The sequence below is a fragment of the Liquorilactobacillus sicerae genome, from assembly GCF_029916425.1.
In the GTDB taxonomy this organism is placed as follows: Bacteria; Bacillota; Bacilli; order Lactobacillales; family Lactobacillaceae; genus Liquorilactobacillus; species Liquorilactobacillus sicerae.
In genome coordinates this window covers 1-20092 of record NZ_JAHAVQ010000004.1, presented here as the reverse complement: position 1 = coordinate 20092, position 20092 = coordinate 1, and the positions used below count along the sequence as shown (strand labels likewise).

Sequence of the window (20092 nt, the reverse complement as noted above, 5' to 3'; positions counted from 1 at the left end):
TAATTTGTCCTAGTTTGCCATAAACTATTTTTGGAATTTTTGTAAAATCCATTCTGAAAGCGGATTTTGAAATTAAGGACTGTCTCAGCCTGCTAACCGATTTTTTCTCTTAAGCAGTTGAATTTTTTAGCCTAATGAAAACCTAATTCAACAATTTTTCCACTATTCGTGTAGACAATCCATTCAGCCACATTGGTTACATAGTCGCCAATTCGTTCCAAATGAGCAGCAACCACCACATACTCGGTCCCAACACTGACAAAGTCCGGATCGTTTTGCATGGTGCTCATTGCTTCTTGCCGGATCAAACGTAAGTAATGATCCGTTTTTAAATCTGATTTAGCAATTTCTTTAGCAGCGTTTTCATCATTGTCGATGTACGCTTGAATAATTTCTTGCAGCATTTGATGATCATGCTGACTCATCTTGGCAATCGCATCTTCAATAATTGAATTTTTCTTTCCCGCAGGAATTTTCAAAGCTGCTTGCGCAAATTTAGCCACATGATCTCCAATCCGTTCTAGATCAGAACTGGCCTTCAAAATCGTAATCAAGATCCGCAAATCATTAGAAACCGGCTGTTGTAGAGCAATGACTTGGGTGGCTTTTTTTTCTAAATAAATTTCCTGCTCATTGATTTTTTCATCATGATCAATCACGGCTTGTGCTAGTTTTTGATCTTTAGCTCGAAAAGCTTGAGCTGCCTGCTGTAAAGCAGTCGCAATTTCAAGTCCCATTGCTGCAAAATCTTGATGCAGACTTTTTAGTTGCTTCAACAAAATCTTAGCCATTTTTATATCCTCCTTAACCAAAGCGACCGCTGATGTAATCATCAGTTGCCTTTTTTTGTGGCTGCATAAAAATCTGCCTGGTTTGACCACTCTCAATCAATTTGCCATTTAAAAAGAAAGCGGTTCGATCCGAAATCCGTGAAGCCTGTTGTAAATTATGAGTCACGATAATGATCGTATAGTCATCACGAATTGCCAACAGCATATCTTCAATCAGTCCGCTGGAAACCGGATCTAGTGCACTGGTCGGTTCATCTAGCAAAATGACATCTGGTTTAACAGCAAGCACCCTTGCAATGCAAACACGCTGCTGCTGACCACCAGAAAGTGAAAGGGCGCTCTTATGCAGGGTGTCCTTAATTTCATCCCAAACGGCCGCTTGTTTCAAACTTTCTTCAACTCGCTCATCCAGCAGTTGTTTGTCTTTAATGCCGGCAATCCGTAAACCATAAGTTACATTTTCGTAAATTGAAAAAGGAAATGGATTCGGTTGTTGAAAAACCATGCCAACTTTTTTGCGAAGTTCAACTGTGTCAGTTTTGGGGCTATAAATATCTTGCCCATTAATTTGGACACTGCCGGTCATCGTGACCCCAGGAATTAAATCATTCATTCGGTTCAAAGTCCGTAAATAAGTTGATTTTCCGCAACCTGAGGGTCCAATCAAAGCGTTAATTCCATTGGCTGGAAAGCTGAGATTGATTCCTTTTAAAGCTTCTTTTTCACCATAATATAAATGCACATCTTTTGTCTCAATAAATTCACTCATTGCTTGCTGCCCCTCTCAGCCAAAGTTTCCAGAAATATAATCATTAGTCGCTTCAATTTTAGGATTTGTAAAAATATGCTTAGTTTTATCATACTCGATAATATGTCCTAAGTGAAAGAAAGCCGTATAATCACTGATCCGCGAAGCTTGCTGCATGTTGTGCGTCACAATAATGATTGTATACTTTTGCTTTAATTCGACCAAAGTTTCTTCAATTTTACTGGTTGAAATTGGGTCCAGCGCACTAGCAGGTTCATCAAGCAGCAAAATATCAGGCTTCATTGCAATCGTTCTGGCAATGCATAAGCGCTGCTGCTGGCCACCTGATAAGGCCCAAGCACTTTTGTCTAGATCGTCTTTGACTTCATCCCATAAAGCTGCATCCTTTAAACTGGATTCAACACTGGCCGCCAGCTGTTCTTTATCTTTTAATCCATTTTGACGTAAAGCAAAAGTAATATTATCACGAATCGATTTTGAAAATGGATTAGGTCGTTGAAAAACCATTCCAATATGCTTGCGGACTTCATAAACATTGATGTTTCGTGAGTTAATATCTAAACCACGGTAATAAATTTTTCCAGTCACCCGAGCTATCCCATCATTCATTCGGTTTAAGGATCTTAAAAATGTTGATTTGCCCGAACCAGAAGCACCAATTAAAGAAGTAATTTTAAATCTCTCAAATGCCAAATTCTCTGCAAAAATTGCCTGGTTTTTACCATAAAAGACTTGTAAATTTTGTGTTTTAAGTGCTAGTTCACGATTTTTTTGCTCAAGCGGTAAAATGGCTGTTTGACTTAAATCGTACTTGCTAATTGTCATTTTGTTCCTCCTAATTCGTCTTGGATGCGGTCAACTTGCGGTACAAAGCATTTCCTAAAACTCGAGCCAGCAAATTGAACAACAGCACCGCAATAATCAAAACTGCCGACGAACCAGCTGAAACTGCACTGGCATCTGGCATGACACCTTCAGAATTAATTTTCCAAATATGAACCGCCAAAGTTTCTGCCGGACGCATTATATTTAGCGGACTAGCCGAATTAAGCGGGTTCCATTGCGTAAAGTCAATATTCGTCGCACTTTGACCAGCTGTATAGATCAAGGCGGCAGCTTCACCAAAGACTCGCCCAGCGCCTAAAACTACACCCGTAATAATGCCAGGCAAGGCTTCAGGCAAAATGATTCGTGTAACTGTCCGCCACTTAGAAAGACCTAGTGCCATTCCTGCTTCGCGTTGCAGGTTTGGTACAGCAGACAGTGATTCCTCAATATTTCTGGTCAACAAAGGTAGATTAAAGAAAGTCAACGCAATCGCTCCAGATAAAATTGAAAATCCCATTTTCAACTGAACCACAAATAGTAAAAAACCAAATAAGCCCACAACAACTGAAGGCAGCGAACTTAAAACTTCGATTGCCATTCGGACAATTGCCGTTAAAAAATTCTTAGGTGCATATTCAGCTAAAAAGATCCCGGCTCCTAATGAGATTGGAAAGGAAATAATCAACGTCAAAACCAACAGATAAATTGAGTTAAACAGCTGAATACCAATTCCGCCGCCACTGGTAAATGATTGTGAAGGAGCCGTCAAGAAATGCCAAGAAATATGCGGAACGCCAGCTAGTAAAATATCGCCAAGCAAGAAGGCCAAGATCACTACAACTAAAATTGCGATCAACCTGATAATCGCAAGCGCTACCTGATTTTCAATTTTAGTTTTCATGACTGCATCCTCCCTTTGCGACCGATCAGTCGAACGATAATATTAAATACTAACGACATTAACAATAAAATCAATGCCAACGACCAGAGAGCATTGTTGCTGACCGTTCCCATGACCGTATTACCAATTCCCATCGTTAAAACACTTGTTAAAGTTGAAGCCGATGAAAACAGCCCCTTAGGCATAACTGCATTATTTCCGATTACCATTTGAACTGCCAAGGCTTCACCAAATGCCCGAGCCATTCCAAAAATAATTGCCGTCAGAATTCCTGAAGTCGCAGCTCTTAAAATAACTTTATAAATCGTTTGCCATTTTGTTGCACCCAAAGCTAACGATGCTTCTTTATAGAATCTTGGAACAGCACGCAAACTGTCAACTGTCATTGAGGTGATCGTCGGCAAAACCATCACGAACAGCACAATCGCCCCAGATAAAATTCCATAACCTGAACCGCCAAAATGGTGCCTGATAAAAGGCACAACAACCGATAATCCAATAAAGCCGTAAACAACTGAAGGAATGCCAACTAACAATTCGACAACACTTTGCAAAAACTTTTCACCACGGCGCGAGGCGATTTCTGTCATGTAAAGCGCTGTTCCGACTGCAAACGGTGTTGCAAACAAAGCCGCCAAAAAAGTTACTCCGAAAGAACCAACAATCATTGGCAAGGCTCCTAATTCAGCATGTCCACTATCGTCTGTCACTGCCGGATTCCAGTTTTTACCGCTCAAGAAGTCCCAGAGATTGACATGGTTGACAGTAAAAGTTGCAATTCCTTTTGAAGAAACAAAGAAAAAGATCGATAGCACAACCACAACGATCAAGACAATACAACTGTAAGAAATAATTCTGCCATAAAGATCCTGCCGAGTTTCTTTGGAGCTATTTTGGATCTTACTTTTAATCGGGTCCATAAAAATTCACCTTTCTACCAAAATTTGGGAGTCAACTAAACAGTTGTTCACTGTTGTTCACTCCCCAAAACATCAAACCAATAACTGCCAAATTAGCCAACCAGTCACTCCTAAAATTATCAGCCCACCAGTGACTTCAAGAAATTGTGACCAATTTAATTCTAAATGAATGTAAGCAATTAAAGCGATTGCTGTTATAATAAATAATCCTACTTGTAAAATTGTCAGCGCAACTGTCATTCAGTTCACCGATTTCTTTATTTTGTACTTACCTTTCCTGCAGAATTTTTGGCAACATTCATATTACTGATCGAAATGTAACCAAGATCTTTGACCAAACTCTTTTGAACTTTATCAGAAACCATATAGTTTAAGAATGCTTTAGTAACTTTGTTTGGCTTGCCTTTCGTATACATATGCTCATAAGACCAAATCTTCCACTTATTATTCGTTACGTTAGCATCAGTTGGTTTAACTCCGTCGATTGAGAGTGGTTGAATGTCAGACTTGATATAAGAAAACGCTAAATAACTAACAGCACCTGGAGTTTGAGCAACCATTTTTTGAACAGTACCATTTGAATCTTGCTCTTGAGACTTCTTAGCAGTTTGACCATCCATAACTGCATCTTCAAAGGTTGCCCTAGTACCACTACCTTCTGGACGATTGATCAAAACAATGCTTTGATCTTTGCCGCCAACTTGTTTCCAGTTAGTGATTTTTCCAGTAAATATCTCACGCAATTGTTTCATCGTGACATTTTTGACACCAGCTTCTTTATTGACTACTGGAGCCATGCCAACCACCGCAACCTTATGATCAACTAATTTACTAGCTTTAATTCCGCTTTGCTGTTCAGCAAAAATATCAGAGTTACCAACAGTTACTGCACCCGATTGAACTTGGCTCAAACCTGTTCCTGAACCGCCACCTTGAACTGTAATGTTAACCTTCGAATTGTCACTTTGAAAATTTTCAGCAGCTTTTTCAACTAATGGTTGAAGTGCCGTTGAACCAACAATTGTAATTTTTCCAGAAACTTGGGTACTTGAACTGCTTTTAGTTGAACTGCTTGAACTCGAATTTGATTTGCCGCATCCAACTAATAATGCAGAGCTAGCAAGAATAATTGTTGCAATTTTTGTTAGTTTTTTCATTTTTTCTTTCTTCCCTTCCTTGTTACATACCTATTGTATGATTTGAATGTAAAGGAAAAAGACTAGTTATTGTAACGGTTGTGTAAAGGAAAAAATTGGGTTGAAAAACTCAACCCAATTTTTTAAAAAACTCTTTTTCAATTTTTCTAAGCAATATGGTTTTCCTGTAAAATTTGCTCAACAATTTTTTCCATTTCTGGCGTTCTTTGCCAACGTTCAAAATGATCAAATTTTTCCGATGGCATTTCAAAATTTTCATTGATATAACTTTCATACTCGATCACACTGCTAGAATGAGGGATGTTTAATTGCAGAATTCTGACACTTTTTATCATTCCACGAATTGCAGCTAACTCTGCTCTTCCATTTTGAACCATATTCGAAATTTCAAAATAACTGGTCCCATCATTCAAGGTAATTTCTTCAATCAGCGTTAATGTCTCATGACTCTTCAAGTTTTTTTCCTCCTTCAGTTTTTAAACTTCACATTCTATATTATCCCAATTATAATTTCAGTTGAAAGACTTTAGTTAATCTTTAATGCTGATTAATCTTTATTTAACAAAAAAACCACCGCAACTGCAGCGGTGGTTGGCATAAGAGAGAAAGAGAATTGATTAGAAGGTAAATTATAAAATTACCTTGTGACTAAATAGTACCTTAAGATGAAAACGCTGTCAACATAATTTGACTTTTTTTTTTTATTTTTTTATTTATAATGAAATTAATTGCAATTTGATGTTAATTAAAAATTATTTATCGAGGTAGCTATTATGATTAACTTAAATCAATTAAAAATTAGTTTTGACCTAGCTTGGTTGCTGATAATTGTTAAACTAATTTACGCGGTTTATCAAAAACAGCAAGTTCTGACACTATTTTCAACTGGTTGGTTGTTAGTTAACTCTGGAAACTGGCTGATCGTCTTTCTGCTGATCATTTGGTATCTCAGCTGGATCACGTTGACCTTTTACCTATTTTTCAGGATCCTAAATTTCTTGTTTCGTTTAATTAAAAACTAAATCTCCTAAAAAGATCCGGCTAGTCGAAGAATCACTACTAGCCGGATCTTTCAATTTATAATTATTTTAATTATTTTTACCTAGTCGCTCGCGAACAACTTGTGCGATTTCCGTAACATATTCATGAACCTGTTCTTTGGTCTTAGCTTCTGCCATGACACGTAATAAAGCTTCTGTGCCGCTGGGACGAACCAATACTCGACCATCAGACCCCATCTTATTTTCAACTTGCTTGATAGCGGCTTGAATTTGTGGATCCTTAGTTGCAGCAAACTTATCAGTTACTGGTATATTAACTAATTCCTGAGGATAGCTAGTGACCTCAGCTGCCAGTTCCGACAACTTCTTACCAGTCTGCTTAACAACATTCATTAACTGAATAGCTGTCAACATGCCATCACCAGTGGTATTAAAATCAAGAAAAACAACATGTCCCGATTGCTCGCCGCCAAGGTTATAACCGTTTTTAAGCATTTCTTCAACTACGTAACGATCGCCGACTTTAGTTTTAACTGAATTGAGTCCAGTTTTCTCCATTGCTTTATATAAGCCAAGATTACTCATAACTGTTGTAACGATTGTATTTTTCTTTAAACGTCCCCGTTCGCTAAGAAACTTGCCACAGATAAACATAACTTTGTCACCATCAACAATGTTACCTAATTCATCAACTGCAATACAGCGATCACCGTCACCGTCAAAGGCAACTCCCAATTGTGCTTTTTGTTCAACAACAAATTTTGCCAGGGCTTCAGGATGAGTCGATCCAACACCCTTATTAATGTTTAAACCATCCGGATTCGTTGCCATTGTCTGAAAGTCCGCTCCCAGATCAGCAAATAAGCGGGAAACAATCCCACTTGTTGCCCCATTAGCACCATCAATTGCAATCTTTAAGCTACTTAAATCATCAGGAATTGTCTGTTCCAAAAACTGAGTATACTTTAAACTTCCCTCATGATAATCACTAACTATCCCTAAACCATCCGCTGCTGGACGTGGTAGCTCGTCCCTTTGAGCTTCGAGCAATGCCTCAATTTCTTCTTCTTTTTCATCAGAGAGTTTATAACCATCTCCGCCAAAGAATTTGATACCATTGTCCTGAACCGGATTATGTGAAGCCGAAATCATTACCCCAGCATCAGCTCCTTGGACTCTGACCAAATAAGCAACTCCTGGCGTCGTAATTACACCTAGTGAAAAGACCTCAATTCCAACGGACAGTAAACCAGCAATCAAAGCATGCTCCAACAACTGACCAGAAATCCGCGTATCACGAGCTACTAAAACGCGTGGTGATTTTGAACTGTCTTTAGCATGTTTAGTCAACACATAACCACCGCAACGACCTAAACGAAATGCCAACTCTGGTGTCAATTCCTGGTTAGCAATTCCACGGACACCATCTGTTCCAAAATACTTCATAAATATACTTCCTCATTTCTGTCTCTAAACTTAATTTCCTGCTGTACTTCCGGTTGAAGAACTGGAAGTTGTTTCACTGTCTGAATTTGTTGTAGCACTTGCATTCGTTTTTGATGTTTCTGAATCTGAATCAGAGCTTTCGCTTTCAGTTGTCGATACTGATGAATTCTTTTTTGTCGAAGTTGTATTGCTAGCGGAATTAACACTGCCCGCCGAAACTGAACTGACATTGATATTTACCTTGATTGATTTAGGATCAACACTTGAAATACCTTTAGATGGTAAAACCAAATCAACTTCTTTCGTCGTATCTGAAGTTACATTATCAATTGGTACTGATACTGTAAATTTAGAAAGATTGGCTAAAGCACTTTTAGTTCCTTTGACTGTAACTTCCTTAATGTTACTTGAAAAACTATAATCATAATTGCCTGAATTGCCACTGGCGACAAAATTTAACGGAAATTTTTTTTCACTTTCAGATGAAAAAATCGGCAAGCGAACTTTTACAGTTTCTGGACTAATAACTACGTTTAGAATTTTACCGCTATTGTTAACTGCTTGCAACATTACCTGACGGTTAACTGTTGATTGAGTTCCACTTGATAACTGCAAATTTGCCTGGACTTTTGCAATTCGATCTACATCTTTTTTTGCTCCGGTCACTGTAACAGTTTTTGGACTAACGACTGCTTTATCAGCTTGATAACCATTTGCCAGCTGATCAGAACTGTAACTAACCGAAACTGGGAAAGTCTTTGTTTTTCGTAAACTGATTTTTACTTTGATCTTAGCTGGTGAAATTTGATAATTTAAATCACGATTCAAACCAGCTTGCTTTAGCTTTACCCAATGTTTACCTGGTTTTAAACCAGTCAGGTCAGCATAAACGCTAAAATTTCGTGTATTAGTTGCAGCAGTCACCAGTGAGCTTTGACCACTGATTTTAATTTTGACTTTTTCTGGGTAACCTGATACAAAATACTTATCACTATCAACGTTAATGCTTAGCGGAAAATTTAATGTTTCAGATCTTTCGGCAACTACTGAATTGCCATTTTGATTATCAGCTGCTGATGACTGATCCTTATCAACGATGCCAATCGAATTAACATAATTAAATAACAAGACGGCAAAAACCAGTGCAAGCAAACGATAAAACCATTTGTTATCAAATAATCGATTCCAGTTCATTAATGCTTGCCCTCCTTAAAAAAGCCCTCAAAGAAGCCGACTACGGGCGAATGACTCGACTTTTGTGGAGTTACTAATAATTCTTTCCTTAGCAATTTTAAATAATCATCTCTGGTCAAATCGCGAAGCAGTTCGTTATTCTTTGTGATCGTCACCCCACCAGTTTCCTCAGACACGACTATTGTTAAGGCATCTGTGACCTCACTAATTCCCACTGCTGCTCGATGACGAGTTCCTAATTCTTTGGGAATCAGATTACTTTCTGAAAGTGGCAAATAAGCAGCCGCCACCGCGACTTTGTTATCTCTAATGATCACCGCTCCATCATGTAAAGGAGTATTGGGTATAAAAATGTTAATCAGCAACGCTCCGGTAATATTGGCATTTAATTTAATCCCGGTTTCAATGTAATCTTCCAAGCCGGTTTTCATTTGAATCGTGATCAAGGCCCCAATTCTTCTTTTGGACATATATTGGACAGCTTGATCCAAAGCATCAATCATTTTATTTTGGTTTTCATTTTCCTTATTGTTATGAACAAAAATTGAACCACGGCCTAAATGTTCCAAACCGCGGCGAATTTCTGGCTGGAAAATGACAATAATTGCAATCAAGCCCCAATTGATCACTTGGTCCGTGATCCAAGAAACAGTTTTCAATCCAATATACAGACTGACAACTTTAATGACGATAATGACCACAACACCCTTTAATAATTGAACTGCTTTAGTGCCCCGAATCAGCATCATCAATTCATAAATAACAAACCAGACCACTAAAATATCCAGTAAATGAATTGCCGTTTGCCAGCTTAATAAATTTTCGATATCACTGGTCACAAATTTAACCTCCTTGATTTTAACAAATTGATTATATCACTAATGTTTTTTTCAAAATAGTTAAGAAATTGCTTTTTGAGCCTGCTGCTTAAATAAATCTGTTAAAATTGATTAAAGTTCGAAATCAGGTGAAAAAATGACAAAAAGGAATCGTTGGCTACTTAGAATATTTTTCTGGTCATACATGCTCTATATTTATTTGACAGTTTATTTAAAAGGCGAAATTTACAGTTTCTTATTATTGAATACCTTCTTAGCATATATTCCAATCGAAATTAGTTTTCACATCGACTATCGCCAAAATAATTTCTGGTTTTTTTTATTATTTATAATCTGGCTCTTATTTTTCCCAAATGCACCTTATGAACTGACTGATCTGTTTCATCTAGCAATGTTGGATCCATACAACAGTTTGAACAAATTAATGGTCTTTAATCTACATCTTTGGCTAAAATTCACCAACTTGCTGATCGGAGCCTTAGCCTGTACACTGGTGGGAACAATTAGCTTGGAATACGTAGCGGATCAAGTTCTCTGGCACTTAAAACGTTGGAGTAGGCTTAATCAAGTTATTCTGATCAACATTTTACTTGTTTTATCAGCAATTGGAATTTATATTGGCCGCTTTTTAAGATTGCACACTGTTTATTTAATTTTAGATCCTCAATGGGTCATACAACAGTTGATCAGTATGTGGAGCTGGCGGATGCTGGTCTTCGTTACTTTCATGTATGCACTGCAACTACTAATTTGGGGCTGTATGTTTATTAACCGCTTTGAATTTCAACGACTTGAAAGTCAGCATTCAACTGCTAAACCGGATCAACCCGCAGCAACAAATTCTCCTCGTGATTAATATATTGTCTTAACTGCATGGCTGCACGATGATCTAGATAGCCTTGTTCGATCAAAAACTGCAAAGACAGTCGTTGAACATTGATTGATTTCAAACGTAAGCTTTTCATTTGCTGTTGAAAAGCAGTTGGATCTGAGCTAGCTTGATTTTTTTGCTTTTCAATCAAAGTTCGATAACGAATGATTAAATGATAGATTGCCTCTCGATTAAATTTCTTTTCGTTAACAGCCGGGTCACGCAAATATTCTGAAAGTGTTTTAATGGCTGTTTTAGCCAACGCCCGTTCAGCTAATCTAATCTGAGCCATAAATTTTTTTCCCTGTTGTGCATCATGCTTAACCTTAAAATGCCGGTCAAAGCTCAAAATCATCCGCTTTAAACTAAACAGTAATCCAAAATGTGGTAAAGCTACTCCATGATCGATTTCTTTCAACTGATGTTCTAAACGTTTTTGGTAATATTGAAAAATGTTTTGTTGAATTTGATTTGACTGGTACAGCCGTTTTAATTCTTTTTGTTGACCTTTGATGGCAACCCGATTTAATTTCAATTCATCGGTAATAATACTGGCTTCATTTGGCTGATCTTCCTCGGAAATTTCAAGTTTCTTAATTAAATATTGGTATTCCAAAATCAATTGATAAACTGCTAATTGATTCTGCTGGCGACGTTGTTCTTCCAAACTGCGAACAGCATTTTTTAATATATATAATTTAGCTTGGCTTTTTGTTAAAATCGGGATCTGTTCTTCAGCAATAGCTGATTGTTCCTCATCACTTTCTAATTCAGCCGCATCTAATTCAGTATTCGCTCCCCGTGTTTGAATAGCTAATGACTTACCAGCTAAAAATGGCAAAACAAGGATGGCCATTAACATGCTTAAAATAATTACTCCTGCAGCTAAGAATAAAACTAAGGATCTTTCGGGAAATGGTGAACCGCTGGCAATCGTCAAAGGAATCGTTAAAACACCTGCCATTGTGATTGCTCCTCTAACACCCGATAATCCAGAAATTAACGCAATTTTCAGTCTGACCAACATTTTAGTCTTTTGACGATCAAATAATTGATAAACGAATGTCCAGCAAACCCGAATAATCAATAAAATCAACCAGACCGCCCCAATCAACAAAAATGCCCGAAATGTGTCAACTCGATCACTTTTGATCGCTCCTTGCATGGCAAAGGGTAGTTCCACTCCCAAAATTGTAAACATTGTGCCATTTAGCAAATAAGCAATAATATCCCAAGTTCTTTCCGTCACCAAATTAATCTCTGGCTGAACACTGATAAAATTGTTTCGTTGACTTGCAAAAAAGACTCCTGCGACAACCACAGCAATCACTCCAGAAGCATGTAAATACTTTTCGGTAACTAGATAGATAATAAATGGGATCGAAACTTGTAAGACGGTGTTAAAAACAACATCATTGAAATCCTTGATTATCAACCACTCAATAATTAAGATAACCAGCCCCATCAACAACAACCCAGCTATTGCTCCAATAATTGAAACATAAAAAAAGTCTCCAACTGCTTGGAATAATGAAAAATATCCTGTAATTACAATTGCAATTGCATATTTAAAACCAATTAAGCCACTGGCATCATTGATTAAGCTTTCCCCGCTAACTAAATGCAAAACATTTTCCGGCAATCTAACTTGTTTTGATATTGAATGAACTGCTATTGGATCAGTTGGAGCTAAAACGGCTGCTAAAGCAATCCCCACTGGCAAAGGCATACTAGGAATCAACTGAGCAATCAAAAAACCACCAACTAACATTGTCAAAAAAACTAGTAAAATCGCATTATTAAAAATCGGACCTTTTAGCTTCCAAAGCTCCTTACGCGGAAAACGACGGCCATCATTATAGAGCAACGGAGCAATAAATAGCAGTAAAAACCAGTTAGCATCCAAGTCGATCTTTAAATTAAAAATTAAGGCAATAATCGTTCCTAAAAGGATTTGAACTAAACTAACTGGCAGCCATTTGAAATAATGATTGATTAAATTTGAAACAAGCACAATTAAAATCAATCCAATGACTGTTTCAACAATTGCCACTTTGCACCGCCCCCTAACTTCTATGAACTTTTCTACATTAAGTATCTCAATACTATTATTACAAAAAAACTGCCTAAAAAAAAGTAGTCTGCCTTTTTATCCAACAGACTACTTCATAAATCAATTTTTACCGATGATTCGAACCTCAGTTTCTAAACGAACTTGAAATTTTTGCCAAATGATTGCTTGAACATGTTGAATTACTGCTAAATAATCATCAGCCGTTGCATGATTTAAATTAACGATAAATCCTGCATGTTTTAATGAGACCTGTGCATCACCGACACGATAACCTTGAAGCTTCGCATCATGAATCAATTTTCCGGTGTAATATCCCTTTGGTCGCTTAAAGACACTTCCGCACGAAGGATATTCCAACGGCTGTTTAGCTGCCCGACGAAAGTTCAAATCATCCATTTTAGCCCGAATCAAAGCTGGCTGACCGGATTTTAATGAAAAAACTGCTTCAATCACCAAATCATCTTCATCCTGAATTCGACTATGACGATAACTAAAGTGGAGTTCATCTTGCGAATAAGTTTTTAAATTTCCTTGCCGATCGATCACTTTAACATTCTCAACAACTTGCCCCACTTCTCCCCCGTAAGCGCCAGCATTCATAAAGATTGCTCCTCCGACACTACCAGGAATCCCTGCTGCAAACTCAAGACCCGTCAGCCCATTTTGCCAAGCAACTTCCGTGGCCCGAATCATTGCGGCTCCAGCTTCAGCAATCACTTGATTAGCGCTACAAGTAATTTTATTCATTTTCTGCAAAATAATCACTAAACCATCTAAACCGCCATCTCGGACAATTAAATTGCTAGCATTTCCCAATACTGTCAATTCAAGATTTGCTTGCTGAGCTGAGACAACCAATTGACGTAATTGCTGACTGTTGTTAGGAAAAGCCAAAAGTTCAGCTGGCCCTCCAGTTTTGGTATTAGTATATTTTGCAAGTGGTTCATTCTTTAAAATTTCAATTTCTGGAAACTGATCCACAAAAGCTGCTGTTTTAATTTTCATTGTTCAAACGATCCTCACCTAATAATTAATCTATGTTAATTCTACCATTTTTATTCAAAGATCTAAAACTAGTTTTTTTAACTTCAGACTGCTAAAATCAATTTTAGACAAGTAAAGAAAGGTGTAAACCCATATGAAATTTATTTCATGGAATGTTAATGGCTTGCGAGCTGTTTTAAAAAAAAATTTTCAAGCCGTTTTTGAACAGTTAGATAGTGACTTTTTCTGTTTACAGGAAACTAAATTACAAATTGGTCAAATCAAATTGGATTTACCTGGCTATCAAGCTTATTGGAATTATGCTGATCGCAAAGGATATTCTGGAACGGTAATTTTTGCAAAGTACCCAGCGCTGAATGTTACTAATGGAATCGGAATCGATGAATTCGATCATGAAGGACGGGTCATTACTCTTGAATATGAAAAATTTTATTTAGTTGATTGTTACACGCCTAATTCGCAGCAAAAATTAAAGCGGCTGGACTTTCGCTTGAAATGGGAAACAGCTTTTCAAAATTATTTGCAAAAGCTTGATCAAACAAAGCCAGTTATTTTATGCGGAGATCTAAACGTTGCACATCAAAATATTGATTTAAAGAACTGGAAAACCAATCGACATAATGCTGGTTTTTCTGATCAAGAACGCCAAGCAATGACCAGCTTGCTGAAAAAGGGATTTATTGACTCTTTTCGTTTTCTTCATCCAGAAACAACTGGAATTTATTCTTGGTGGAGTTATCGCTTTCATGCCAGAGAAAATAACGCTGGCTGGCGCATTGACTATTTTATTGTTGCCGATCGATTAAAGAACCAAATTTTAAAAGCTAATATTTTGACAAATATTTATGGTTCAGACCATTGCCCAGTTGAGTTGGAACTTAAGGAGTGAAATTAAATGGACTTTGTAGCAATTGATTTTGAAACTGCTAATGCACGGCGAGCTAGCGCTTGTTCTCTTGCCTTAACAATTGTCAAAAATAATGAGATAACTGACCAGCTTTATTCATTGTTAAATCCACACACTTACTTTGATCGACGTAATGTCCATATTCATGGTATCACTGCAGATGATATCCAAGAAGCACCAACGTTAGCTGAATTATGGCCACATATTGCGACCTTTTTTCAAGCTGATAAATTAGTTGCAGCCCACAATGCTCGTTTCGACTGTAGTGTCTTACAAAAATCGTTACAAGCTTTCAATTTACCACCCGCACAATTCGCAGTGATTGATAGTTTACAAACTAGCCGACGTTTACTAAAAGGATTTGAAAATTATCGCCTAAACACGGTTTGTCAGAACTTAAATATTAAACTTGAGCATCATCACAATGCACTAGATGATAGTTTGGCCTGTGCAAATATTCTTTTATGGCAAGCCAAGCATTTTGGACAAGAAAATTTGTTGCCATTTATCAAAGCACCACAATAATTTAAGTGTCTATTAACTTTGAATAACTGAAAAGGAGCAATTTAAATGAATGAAGAATTCTACAACTTTGAATTCACATTAATAAACGGTGAAAGCAAAAAATTAGCTGACTATCGAGGCAAGGTGATAATCATCGTTAATACTGCTAGCAAATGCGGTCACACTCCACAACTTGCTGACTTAGAAAGCCTTTATCAAGAATTTGGCCCTGATAGGTTCAAAATTATTGGATTTCCATGTAATCAATTTCTGCGTCAAGATCCTGGGACTAATGAAGAAATTGAGTCATTTTGCCGCAAAAATTTTGGTGTGACTTTTGACATTTCACAAAAAGTAAAAGTTCGCGGCAAAGAAGCAATTCCTTTATTCAAATATTTGATTGCTAGGACTAACAATCGACCAATAAAATGGAACTTTACCAAGTTTTTAATTGATCAGGAGGGTCAGCTTGTCCGACGCCTTGAACCAAAAGAAACCCCGTTACAACTAGCCACTGACATTGGGAACCTAATTCAGTAGTCTCTTAGCTATAGCTAGATTTAGCAGCTGATTGCTAAGCCTATCTATAGCTAAACAATTAGGTCTGAATGGTAATTTGATCATTTTAATCGTCAAGATGGAAAAGATTATCAGAATTACGATCTATTTTTTCCAATAAAAAAAGCCCTCATAAAGAGGAACTTCTGCTGCTAAAAGATTGAGAAACAATAGTAAATAAATAATGCTCTCCAACCTAAAATAACCGACTGGGTTAGCTGGATTCGAACCAGCGCATGAGGGAGTCAAAGTCCCTTGCCTTACCACTTGGCTATAACCCAATTAGAATTAATCAAACAAAAAGCACTAAATCTGTATGACTCAGCGCAAGAGACATTCACATCCCAATGAATACCATCAATTAGCTGAATACCAACTGACTTTTATATAATAGCACACTCTGCAATTAGAGACAACAACTTTTTATTTAAGGTATGTGTCAAGTTTTTTTCGGTAACTCCAAAATTGAGCTTTTTTCAGTATTGTCTATTCTAAAATTTTTTTGGCAGTTTTCCTTGTTGCCAAACTGCTTGATGCGACTTGAACTATCCTACCTCGCAGGGCTCTTTTTCATTGGACCATTTTATGACAGAATTCTTTTAATTGTAAAATAAAGAAGCCCCCTATTCAGAGGACTTCATGGTTCCACAATATAGCTTGACAGAAACGCAACTAAATTTGTTTCAAATAAGGACTCAGCATACTTAATAAACCAATTGTTTGACTTGGAAAAGCAAAAACTGCTTGATTCAGTTTGCTCAAGGTTAGCTTTTGACTAATAATCATTGTCAAAAAGTTAATCAATTCGGGGGCTTCATCACCATAAACACTTGCTCCAACTAAATAATGTTCCCGATTAAAAATCAAAGTGGCTTCTGCTGTGGGTTCGTTTTTAGTTTGGAAACGTAAGCGGGCTCCATAAGGAATTGTCACTACTTGATAATCGTTCGGTGATGCTGCCACTTGAGCTGATGTAACTCCGACTTGAGCAATTCGTGGTAACGTAAAGACGACGCTGGCAATAGCCGGATATTGAATTGGTGCAGTTGTCCGACCTGATAACAAAGATGCTAAATAATTCGATTCAAAAGTAGCTGTTGGAGTTAATTTAGGAATTCTCTTAGCAATAACATCTCCACTGGCGTAAATGTTTTTAATATTCGTCCGTAAATGATCATCAACTAAAATTCCCGTCTTATCAAATTTAACCCCGACTTTGTCTAAAGCTAGTTCTTCAATATTTGGAATTCGACCAGTTCCAGCAACAACATAGTCAGTCATGACTTCCAAACCACTAGCAGTTTTAACTACTAACCGTGAATCTTGCTTAGCAACACTTTGAACTGCTTCATTAAAATGCAGTTTTATCCCTAAATCACGCATTTGCTGTAAAATCAGCTCGACATATTTTCCTTCAAAGCCTCGCAAAGCTGTTTTGGCAAATTCGATTACTGTCACTTGCGCTCCGGCCGCTCGCACTAACATTGCAAATTCCAGTGAAACAATTCCAGCACCAATAAATGTTAAATGCTTAGGTAGCTCTGGTAAGTCTAAGAAATCCCGACTATCATGCATTAATTCTTTTCCCGGAATTGGTAAAATATTTGGACGCTGACCAGTTCCAATAATAATGTCTTGAGCACTGATTGTTTTACCAGCAGCCGTTACTGTATGTTGGCCAACAAATGCAGCCGTACCATCCACAATTTCTATTCCAGCAGCTTTGAATTGCTGCTCCAGCAACAAATGAATTGGATTAATGGTCTGCTGTTTGTAAGCCATCAACGCTGACCAATCAATTTTCAACTCACCAGTAATTCCTTTGCCCTGATAAGCGGCCGCTTGATGCAAAACATCAGCCGCTCCATCCAATAAAATCTTAGCATTACAGCCATAATTGGTACAAGTCCCTGCAATTAAATCCTTTTCAATCAAAACAACCTTTTTACCAGCTTTTCTTAAAGCCAACGCTGCATGCCAATTTGCATGTCCGCTGCCAATAAACATTACATCATAATCGTAATTATTCATTATAAATCTCCTTCGTATTATATGTTTATAAACTACAAATATTTTACTAGAATATATTTATTTTTTTAGCAATGGATACCTCCTTTACTTATCCGTTAGCCCTTGCTCCAATACCTGCTGCAAACGTTGATTTAGCTCATGCGATTGACGCAATACCTGTTCAAATTCGCTTGTCGAATCACCAATCAAGCGTCCTTGCAAATTTTCAACTTGACCACGTAATTTATCAAATCTTTCAACAGCCATTGAAGTTAACTTTAAAATCCAGCGACGTCGATCTTCAGTTGAACGTTCTTTAACCAACCAACCCTTTTGAAGCAATTTTTGGGTAACTGGAGTCAAAGTGTTATTGTCTAACCCCAATGTTTGACAAATATCCGTTAATGAACAGTTCGGTTGCCGAGTAACATTTAATAAAACCATATACTGCAGATATGTTAAATCATCAGCTTGCAATATCCAGGCGTATAATTGATGAAAATAGCGATTAGTGGTATAAACACTCAAGCAAAGTTCATCATAAAAATCCGCTGATTTAGCGATTAAAAATTCCTCCTTTAGTTTTATAGGTCGCATACGATGTTTTTAATGTACCATGCTTATTAAATAAAAGCAAGTTTTTTTAACAATTACTTCTGTCACTGTAAAATATTTTCCAAATTTATTTGCTTTAACACTATTTACACACTGATTTTCTCATAATATATCGAGATAGTAGTTAACGCTTACATTTAAAAAAGCAGACATCATGGCTGCTGAACAAGTTTGATAATATAATTAGAGCAGCTTAAGCAACCATTATAGAGTTGCATTTAATTTGATAAGTCAAGACATAAAATACAAACAGGTACTAGATTAGAGAACATTTCTATTAGTAACAAATATATATTAAGAAACAAAAAAAGCCTACCTTATCAACGAGTATAAAACCCGAAATGATGACAAGATAGAACATTTAATGGACACCTTAAGACAACAAGAGGACAACAAAATTAAGTTTATTAACTTCTCTTAATGTTCTCCAGGTGCTAGAAACGCTGATTTAAAGGCTTTTACGTTCCTTAAAGAAAATAAAAAATACCGGTGATCGGGGTCGAACCGATACGTCCTCAACGGACACTGGATTTTGAGTCCAGCGCGTCTGCCAATTCCGCCACACCGGCAAGATATAAAAGAATTATAACACAGACAGAATCAAAATACTACCTTTTTAAGGTAAAAGGCGGTAACCGGATTTGAACCGGTGATGAAGGTTTTGCAGACCTCTGCCTTACCACTTGGCTATACCGCCAATCTTTGATTTTAAAACTCCATCAACTGGGTTAGCTGGATTCGAACCAGCGCATGAGGGAGTCAAAGTCCCTTGCCTTACCACTTGGCTATAACCCAATAACAGGCGATAGGTGGGAATCGAACCCACGCGTGCCGGAGCCACAATCCGGTGCGTTAACCACTTCGCCACTATCGCCATGGCAGGGGTAGTAGGAATTGAACCCACACTGACGGTTTTGGAGACCGTAGTTCTACCTTTAAACTATACCCCTATAAAATGGAAGGGAGTGGATTCGAACCACCGAACCCGAAGGAGCGGATTTACAGTCCGCCGCGTTTAGCCAGACTTCGCTACCCTTCCATAATGGCGCGGGACAGAATCGAACTGCCGACACATGGAGCTTCAATCCATTGCTCTACCGACTGAGCTACCGAGCCATAAACGAATCTAAAAGTTAAAGATCCGCTTGTTTTATTCCATGGAGGATACAGGGCTCGAACCTGTGACCCTCTGCTTGTAAGGCAGACGCTCTCCCAGCTGAGCTAATCCTCCAAGTGACCCGTACGGGATTTGAACCCATGTTACCGCCGTGAAAGGGCGGTGTCTTAACCACTTGACCAACGGGTCAATTTGCTGACGGAGAGTAAGGGATTCGAACCCTTGAAACAGATCAATATCCGTTTACATGATTTCCAATCATGCTCCTTCGGCCAACTCGGACAACTCTCCAGCAATATACTCCGGCAGGCGGGCTCGAACCGTCGACATTCTGATTAACAGTCAGACGCTCTACCAACTGAGCTATGCCGGAATTATTAGCACGGCAGCTTCCTACCCTCGCAGGGGGCGATCCCCCAACTACTCTTGGCGTTAAGAAGCTTAACTTCTGTGTTCGACATGGGTACAGGTGTATCCTTCTTGCTATCGCCACCGCACTTCTCTTTGAGAAAAACTTGTTCCCTCAAAACCAGCTAATATCTCTTTTTCCCTTAAACACTTTGTCTTTTCTTTGGTTAAGTCTTC

General features: G+C 37.8%; 20 protein-coding genes, 12 tRNA genes and 1 rRNA gene. 5 read left to right on the top strand and 28 right to left on the bottom strand.

What is annotated here, in order from left to right; translation table 11 throughout:
* Positions 1 to 131: 131 nt before the first annotated feature.
* The 8 genes from phoU to KH893_RS03435 form a co-directional block, all read right to left on the bottom strand.
* Positions 132 to 791, bottom strand: coding sequence for a phosphate signaling complex protein PhoU (phoU, locus tag KH893_RS03470; protein WP_281164756.1), 660 nt, complete (start codon positions 789 to 791; stop codon positions 132 to 134).
* A gap of 13 nt (positions 792 to 804) precedes the next feature.
* A complete protein-coding gene (gene pstB, locus KH893_RS03465) occupies positions 805 to 1560 on the bottom strand; it encodes a phosphate ABC transporter ATP-binding protein PstB (protein WP_281164755.1) in 756 nt (251 codons plus the stop codon).
* Positions 1561 to 1575: 15 nt separating this feature from the next.
* Entirely contained in the window at positions 1576 to 2385 is an 810-nt protein-coding gene (gene pstB / locus KH893_RS03460; protein ID WP_281164754.1) for a phosphate ABC transporter ATP-binding protein PstB, read from the bottom strand.
* Between the two features lie 10 nt (positions 2386 to 2395).
* Complete coding sequence (pstA, locus tag KH893_RS03455) at positions 2396 to 3289, bottom strand: phosphate ABC transporter permease PstA (protein WP_281164753.1); 894 nt, start codon at positions 3287 to 3289, stop codon at positions 2396 to 2398.
* Positions 3286 to 4209: a phosphate ABC transporter permease subunit PstC gene (pstC, locus tag KH893_RS03450; protein WP_281164752.1), complete on the bottom strand. Its 924-nt coding sequence runs from the start codon at positions 4207 to 4209 to the stop codon at positions 3286 to 3288. Before pstC ends, pstA begins: the two co-directional genes overlap by 4 nt.
* Positions 4210 to 4281: 72 nt before the next feature.
* The gene (locus KH893_RS03445) at positions 4282 to 4449 is read right to left on the bottom strand and encodes a hypothetical protein (protein ID WP_281164751.1); all 168 of its coding nucleotides are present in this window, start codon (positions 4447 to 4449) and stop codon (positions 4282 to 4284) included.
* Between the two features lie 17 nt (positions 4450 to 4466).
* Positions 4467 to 5366 (bottom strand): phosphate ABC transporter substrate-binding protein, encoded by a 900-nt coding sequence (locus KH893_RS03440; RefSeq protein ID WP_281164750.1) that lies wholly within the window; start codon positions 5364 to 5366, stop codon positions 4467 to 4469.
* Between the two features lie 146 nt (positions 5367 to 5512).
* Positions 5513 to 5821 (bottom strand): hypothetical protein, encoded by a 309-nt coding sequence (locus tag KH893_RS03435; protein WP_281164749.1) that lies wholly within the window; start codon positions 5819 to 5821, stop codon positions 5513 to 5515.
* 318 nt (positions 5822 to 6139) lie between these two features.
* Here KH893_RS03435 and KH893_RS03430 point away from each other — a divergent pair, with 318 nt between their 5' ends.
* On the top strand, positions 6140 to 6388 hold the full coding sequence (locus KH893_RS03430) for a hypothetical protein (protein ID WP_281164748.1): 249 nt from the start codon (positions 6140 to 6142) through the stop codon (positions 6386 to 6388).
* Positions 6389 to 6454: 66 nt separating this feature from the next.
* Here the strand turns inward: KH893_RS03430 and glmM are convergent, their stop codons facing one another.
* Genes glmM through cdaA form a run of 3 tightly spaced genes read right to left on the bottom strand, consistent with a single transcriptional unit; the run spans position 6455 to position 9846 of the window.
* Positions 6455 to 7813, bottom strand: coding sequence for a phosphoglucosamine mutase (gene glmM / locus KH893_RS03425; RefSeq protein ID WP_281164747.1), 1359 nt, complete (start codon positions 7811 to 7813; stop codon positions 6455 to 6457).
* Positions 7814 to 7843: 30 nt separating this feature from the next.
* A complete protein-coding gene (locus tag KH893_RS03420; protein ID WP_281164746.1) occupies positions 7844 to 9007 on the bottom strand; it encodes a CdaR family protein in 1164 nt (387 codons plus the stop codon).
* Positions 9007 to 9846: a diadenylate cyclase CdaA gene (gene cdaA / locus KH893_RS03415; protein WP_281164745.1), complete on the bottom strand. Its 840-nt coding sequence runs from the start codon at positions 9844 to 9846 to the stop codon at positions 9007 to 9009. Before cdaA ends, KH893_RS03420 begins: the two co-directional genes overlap by 1 nt.
* A gap of 136 nt (positions 9847 to 9982) precedes the next feature.
* On the opposite strand from cdaA, the gene KH893_RS03410 reads away from it, so the two are divergent.
* Positions 9983 to 10702 carry a DUF1361 domain-containing protein gene (locus KH893_RS03410; protein ID WP_281164744.1) on the top strand — a complete coding sequence of 240 codons (720 nt, stop codon included), beginning with the start codon at positions 9983 to 9985 and terminating at the stop codon, positions 10700 to 10702.
* Here the strand turns inward: KH893_RS03410 and KH893_RS03405 are convergent.
* Entirely contained in the window at positions 10659 to 12770 is a 2112-nt protein-coding gene (locus KH893_RS03405; protein WP_281164743.1) for a cation:proton antiporter domain-containing protein, read from the bottom strand. The genes KH893_RS03410 and KH893_RS03405 overlap by 44 nt on opposite strands.
* Before the next feature lie 120 nt (positions 12771 to 12890).
* Positions 12891 to 13790: a UDP-N-acetylmuramate dehydrogenase gene (gene murB, locus KH893_RS03400; protein ID WP_427859818.1), complete on the bottom strand. Its 900-nt coding sequence runs from the start codon at positions 13788 to 13790 to the stop codon at positions 12891 to 12893.
* Positions 13791 to 13929: 139 nt separating this feature from the next.
* Between murB and KH893_RS03395 the strand changes: the two genes are divergently transcribed.
* The 3 genes from KH893_RS03395 to KH893_RS03385 are packed head-to-tail and all read left to right on the top strand — an operon-like array spanning position 13930 to position 15747.
* Positions 13930 to 14685 (top strand): exodeoxyribonuclease III, encoded by a 756-nt coding sequence (locus tag KH893_RS03395; RefSeq protein ID WP_281164741.1) that lies wholly within the window; start codon positions 13930 to 13932, stop codon positions 14683 to 14685.
* 6 nt (positions 14686 to 14691) lie between these two features.
* The gene (locus KH893_RS03390) at positions 14692 to 15228 is read left to right on the top strand and encodes a 3'-5' exonuclease (RefSeq protein ID WP_281164740.1); all 537 of its coding nucleotides are present in this window, start codon (positions 14692 to 14694) and stop codon (positions 15226 to 15228) included.
* A 45-nt stretch (positions 15229 to 15273) separates the two neighbouring features.
* Positions 15274 to 15747: a glutathione peroxidase gene (locus KH893_RS03385; RefSeq protein ID WP_281164739.1), complete on the top strand. Its 474-nt coding sequence runs from the start codon at positions 15274 to 15276 to the stop codon at positions 15745 to 15747.
* 227 nt (positions 15748 to 15974) lie between these two features.
* Here the strand turns inward: KH893_RS03385 and KH893_RS03380 are convergent.
* From KH893_RS03380 to rrf, 15 genes are all read right to left on the bottom strand, one after another.
* Positions 15975 to 16046: transfer RNA gene (locus KH893_RS03380), tRNA-Gln, on the bottom strand.
* Positions 16047 to 16437: 391 nt separating this feature from the next.
* The gene (locus tag KH893_RS03375) at positions 16438 to 17796 is read right to left on the bottom strand and encodes a dihydrolipoyl dehydrogenase family protein (RefSeq protein WP_281164738.1); all 1359 of its coding nucleotides are present in this window, start codon (positions 17794 to 17796) and stop codon (positions 16438 to 16440) included.
* Positions 17797 to 17880: 84 nt separating this feature from the next.
* Positions 17881 to 18303 carry a MarR family winged helix-turn-helix transcriptional regulator gene (locus KH893_RS03370; protein ID WP_281164737.1) on the bottom strand — a complete coding sequence of 141 codons (423 nt, stop codon included), beginning with the start codon at positions 18301 to 18303 and terminating at the stop codon, positions 17881 to 17883.
* 571 nt (positions 18304 to 18874) lie between these two features.
* Positions 18875 to 18959: transfer RNA gene (locus KH893_RS03365), tRNA-Leu, on the bottom strand.
* 57 nt (positions 18960 to 19016) lie between these two features.
* Positions 19017 to 19087 (bottom strand) — tRNA-Cys (locus tag KH893_RS03360).
* 26 nt (positions 19088 to 19113) lie between these two features.
* Positions 19114 to 19185, bottom strand: a tRNA-Gln gene (locus KH893_RS03355).
* Positions 19186 to 19191: 6 nt separating this feature from the next.
* A tRNA-His gene (locus tag KH893_RS03350) sits at positions 19192 to 19264 on the bottom strand.
* A 2-nt stretch (positions 19265 to 19266) separates the two neighbouring features.
* A tRNA-Trp gene (locus KH893_RS03345) sits at positions 19267 to 19340 on the bottom strand.
* Positions 19341 to 19346: 6 nt separating this feature from the next.
* A tRNA-Tyr gene (locus KH893_RS03340) sits at positions 19347 to 19429 on the bottom strand.
* A 4-nt stretch (positions 19430 to 19433) separates the two neighbouring features.
* Positions 19434 to 19506, bottom strand: a tRNA-Phe gene (locus tag KH893_RS03335).
* A gap of 42 nt (positions 19507 to 19548) precedes the next feature.
* Positions 19549 to 19621, bottom strand: a tRNA-Val gene (locus tag KH893_RS03330).
* Between the two features lie 3 nt (positions 19622 to 19624).
* A tRNA-Glu gene (locus tag KH893_RS03325) sits at positions 19625 to 19696 on the bottom strand.
* Between the two features lie 10 nt (positions 19697 to 19706).
* Positions 19707 to 19798, bottom strand: a tRNA-Ser gene (locus KH893_RS03320).
* A 9-nt stretch (positions 19799 to 19807) separates the two neighbouring features.
* Positions 19808 to 19880: transfer RNA gene (locus KH893_RS03315), tRNA-Asn, on the bottom strand.
* Between the two features lie 7 nt (positions 19881 to 19887).
* Positions 19888 to 20004, bottom strand: a 5S ribosomal RNA gene (rrf, locus tag KH893_RS03310).
* Positions 20005 to 20092: the final 88 nt, after the last annotated feature.

Excerpts from the sequence above, each read along its gene's own strand:
- KH893_RS03390 (WP_281164740.1), top strand. The coding sequence starts at position 14,692 with ATGGACTTTGTAGCAATTGATTTTGAAACTGCTAATGCACGGCGAGCT.
- pstB (WP_281164754.1), bottom strand. The coding sequence starts at position 2,385 with ATGACAATTAGCAAGTACGATTTAAGTCAAACAGCCATTTTACCGCTT.
- KH893_RS03410 (WP_281164744.1), top strand. The coding sequence starts at position 9,983 with ATGACAAAAAGGAATCGTTGGCTACTTAGAATATTTTTCTGGTCATAC.
- KH893_RS03395 (WP_281164741.1), top strand. The coding sequence starts at position 13,930 with ATGAAATTTATTTCATGGAATGTTAATGGCTTGCGAGCTGTTTTAAAA.
- KH893_RS03420 (WP_281164746.1), bottom strand. The coding sequence starts at position 9,007 with ATGAACTGGAATCGATTATTTGATAACAAATGGTTTTATCGTTTGCTT.
- KH893_RS03440 (WP_281164750.1), bottom strand. The coding sequence starts at position 5,366 with ATGAAAAAACTAACAAAAATTGCAACAATTATTCTTGCTAGCTCTGCA.
- KH893_RS03375 (WP_281164738.1), bottom strand. The coding sequence starts at position 17,796 with ATGAATAATTACGATTATGATGTAATGTTTATTGGCAGCGGACATGCA.
- glmM (WP_281164747.1), bottom strand. The coding sequence starts at position 7,813 with ATGAAGTATTTTGGAACAGATGGTGTCCGTGGAATTGCTAACCAGGAA.
- KH893_RS03385 (WP_281164739.1), top strand. The coding sequence starts at position 15,274 with ATGAATGAAGAATTCTACAACTTTGAATTCACATTAATAAACGGTGAA.
- phoU (WP_281164756.1), bottom strand. The coding sequence starts at position 791 with ATGGCTAAGATTTTGTTGAAGCAACTAAAAAGTCTGCATCAAGATTTT.
- pstC (WP_281164752.1), bottom strand. The coding sequence starts at position 4,209 with ATGGACCCGATTAAAAGTAAGATCCAAAATAGCTCCAAAGAAACTCGG.
- pstB (WP_281164755.1), bottom strand. The coding sequence starts at position 1,560 with ATGAGTGAATTTATTGAGACAAAAGATGTGCATTTATATTATGGTGAA.
- pstA (WP_281164753.1), bottom strand. The coding sequence starts at position 3,289 with ATGAAAACTAAAATTGAAAATCAGGTAGCGCTTGCGATTATCAGGTTG.
- KH893_RS03430 (WP_281164748.1), top strand. The coding sequence starts at position 6,140 with ATGATTAACTTAAATCAATTAAAAATTAGTTTTGACCTAGCTTGGTTG.
- KH893_RS03445 (WP_281164751.1), bottom strand. The coding sequence starts at position 4,449 with ATGACAGTTGCGCTGACAATTTTACAAGTAGGATTATTTATTATAACA.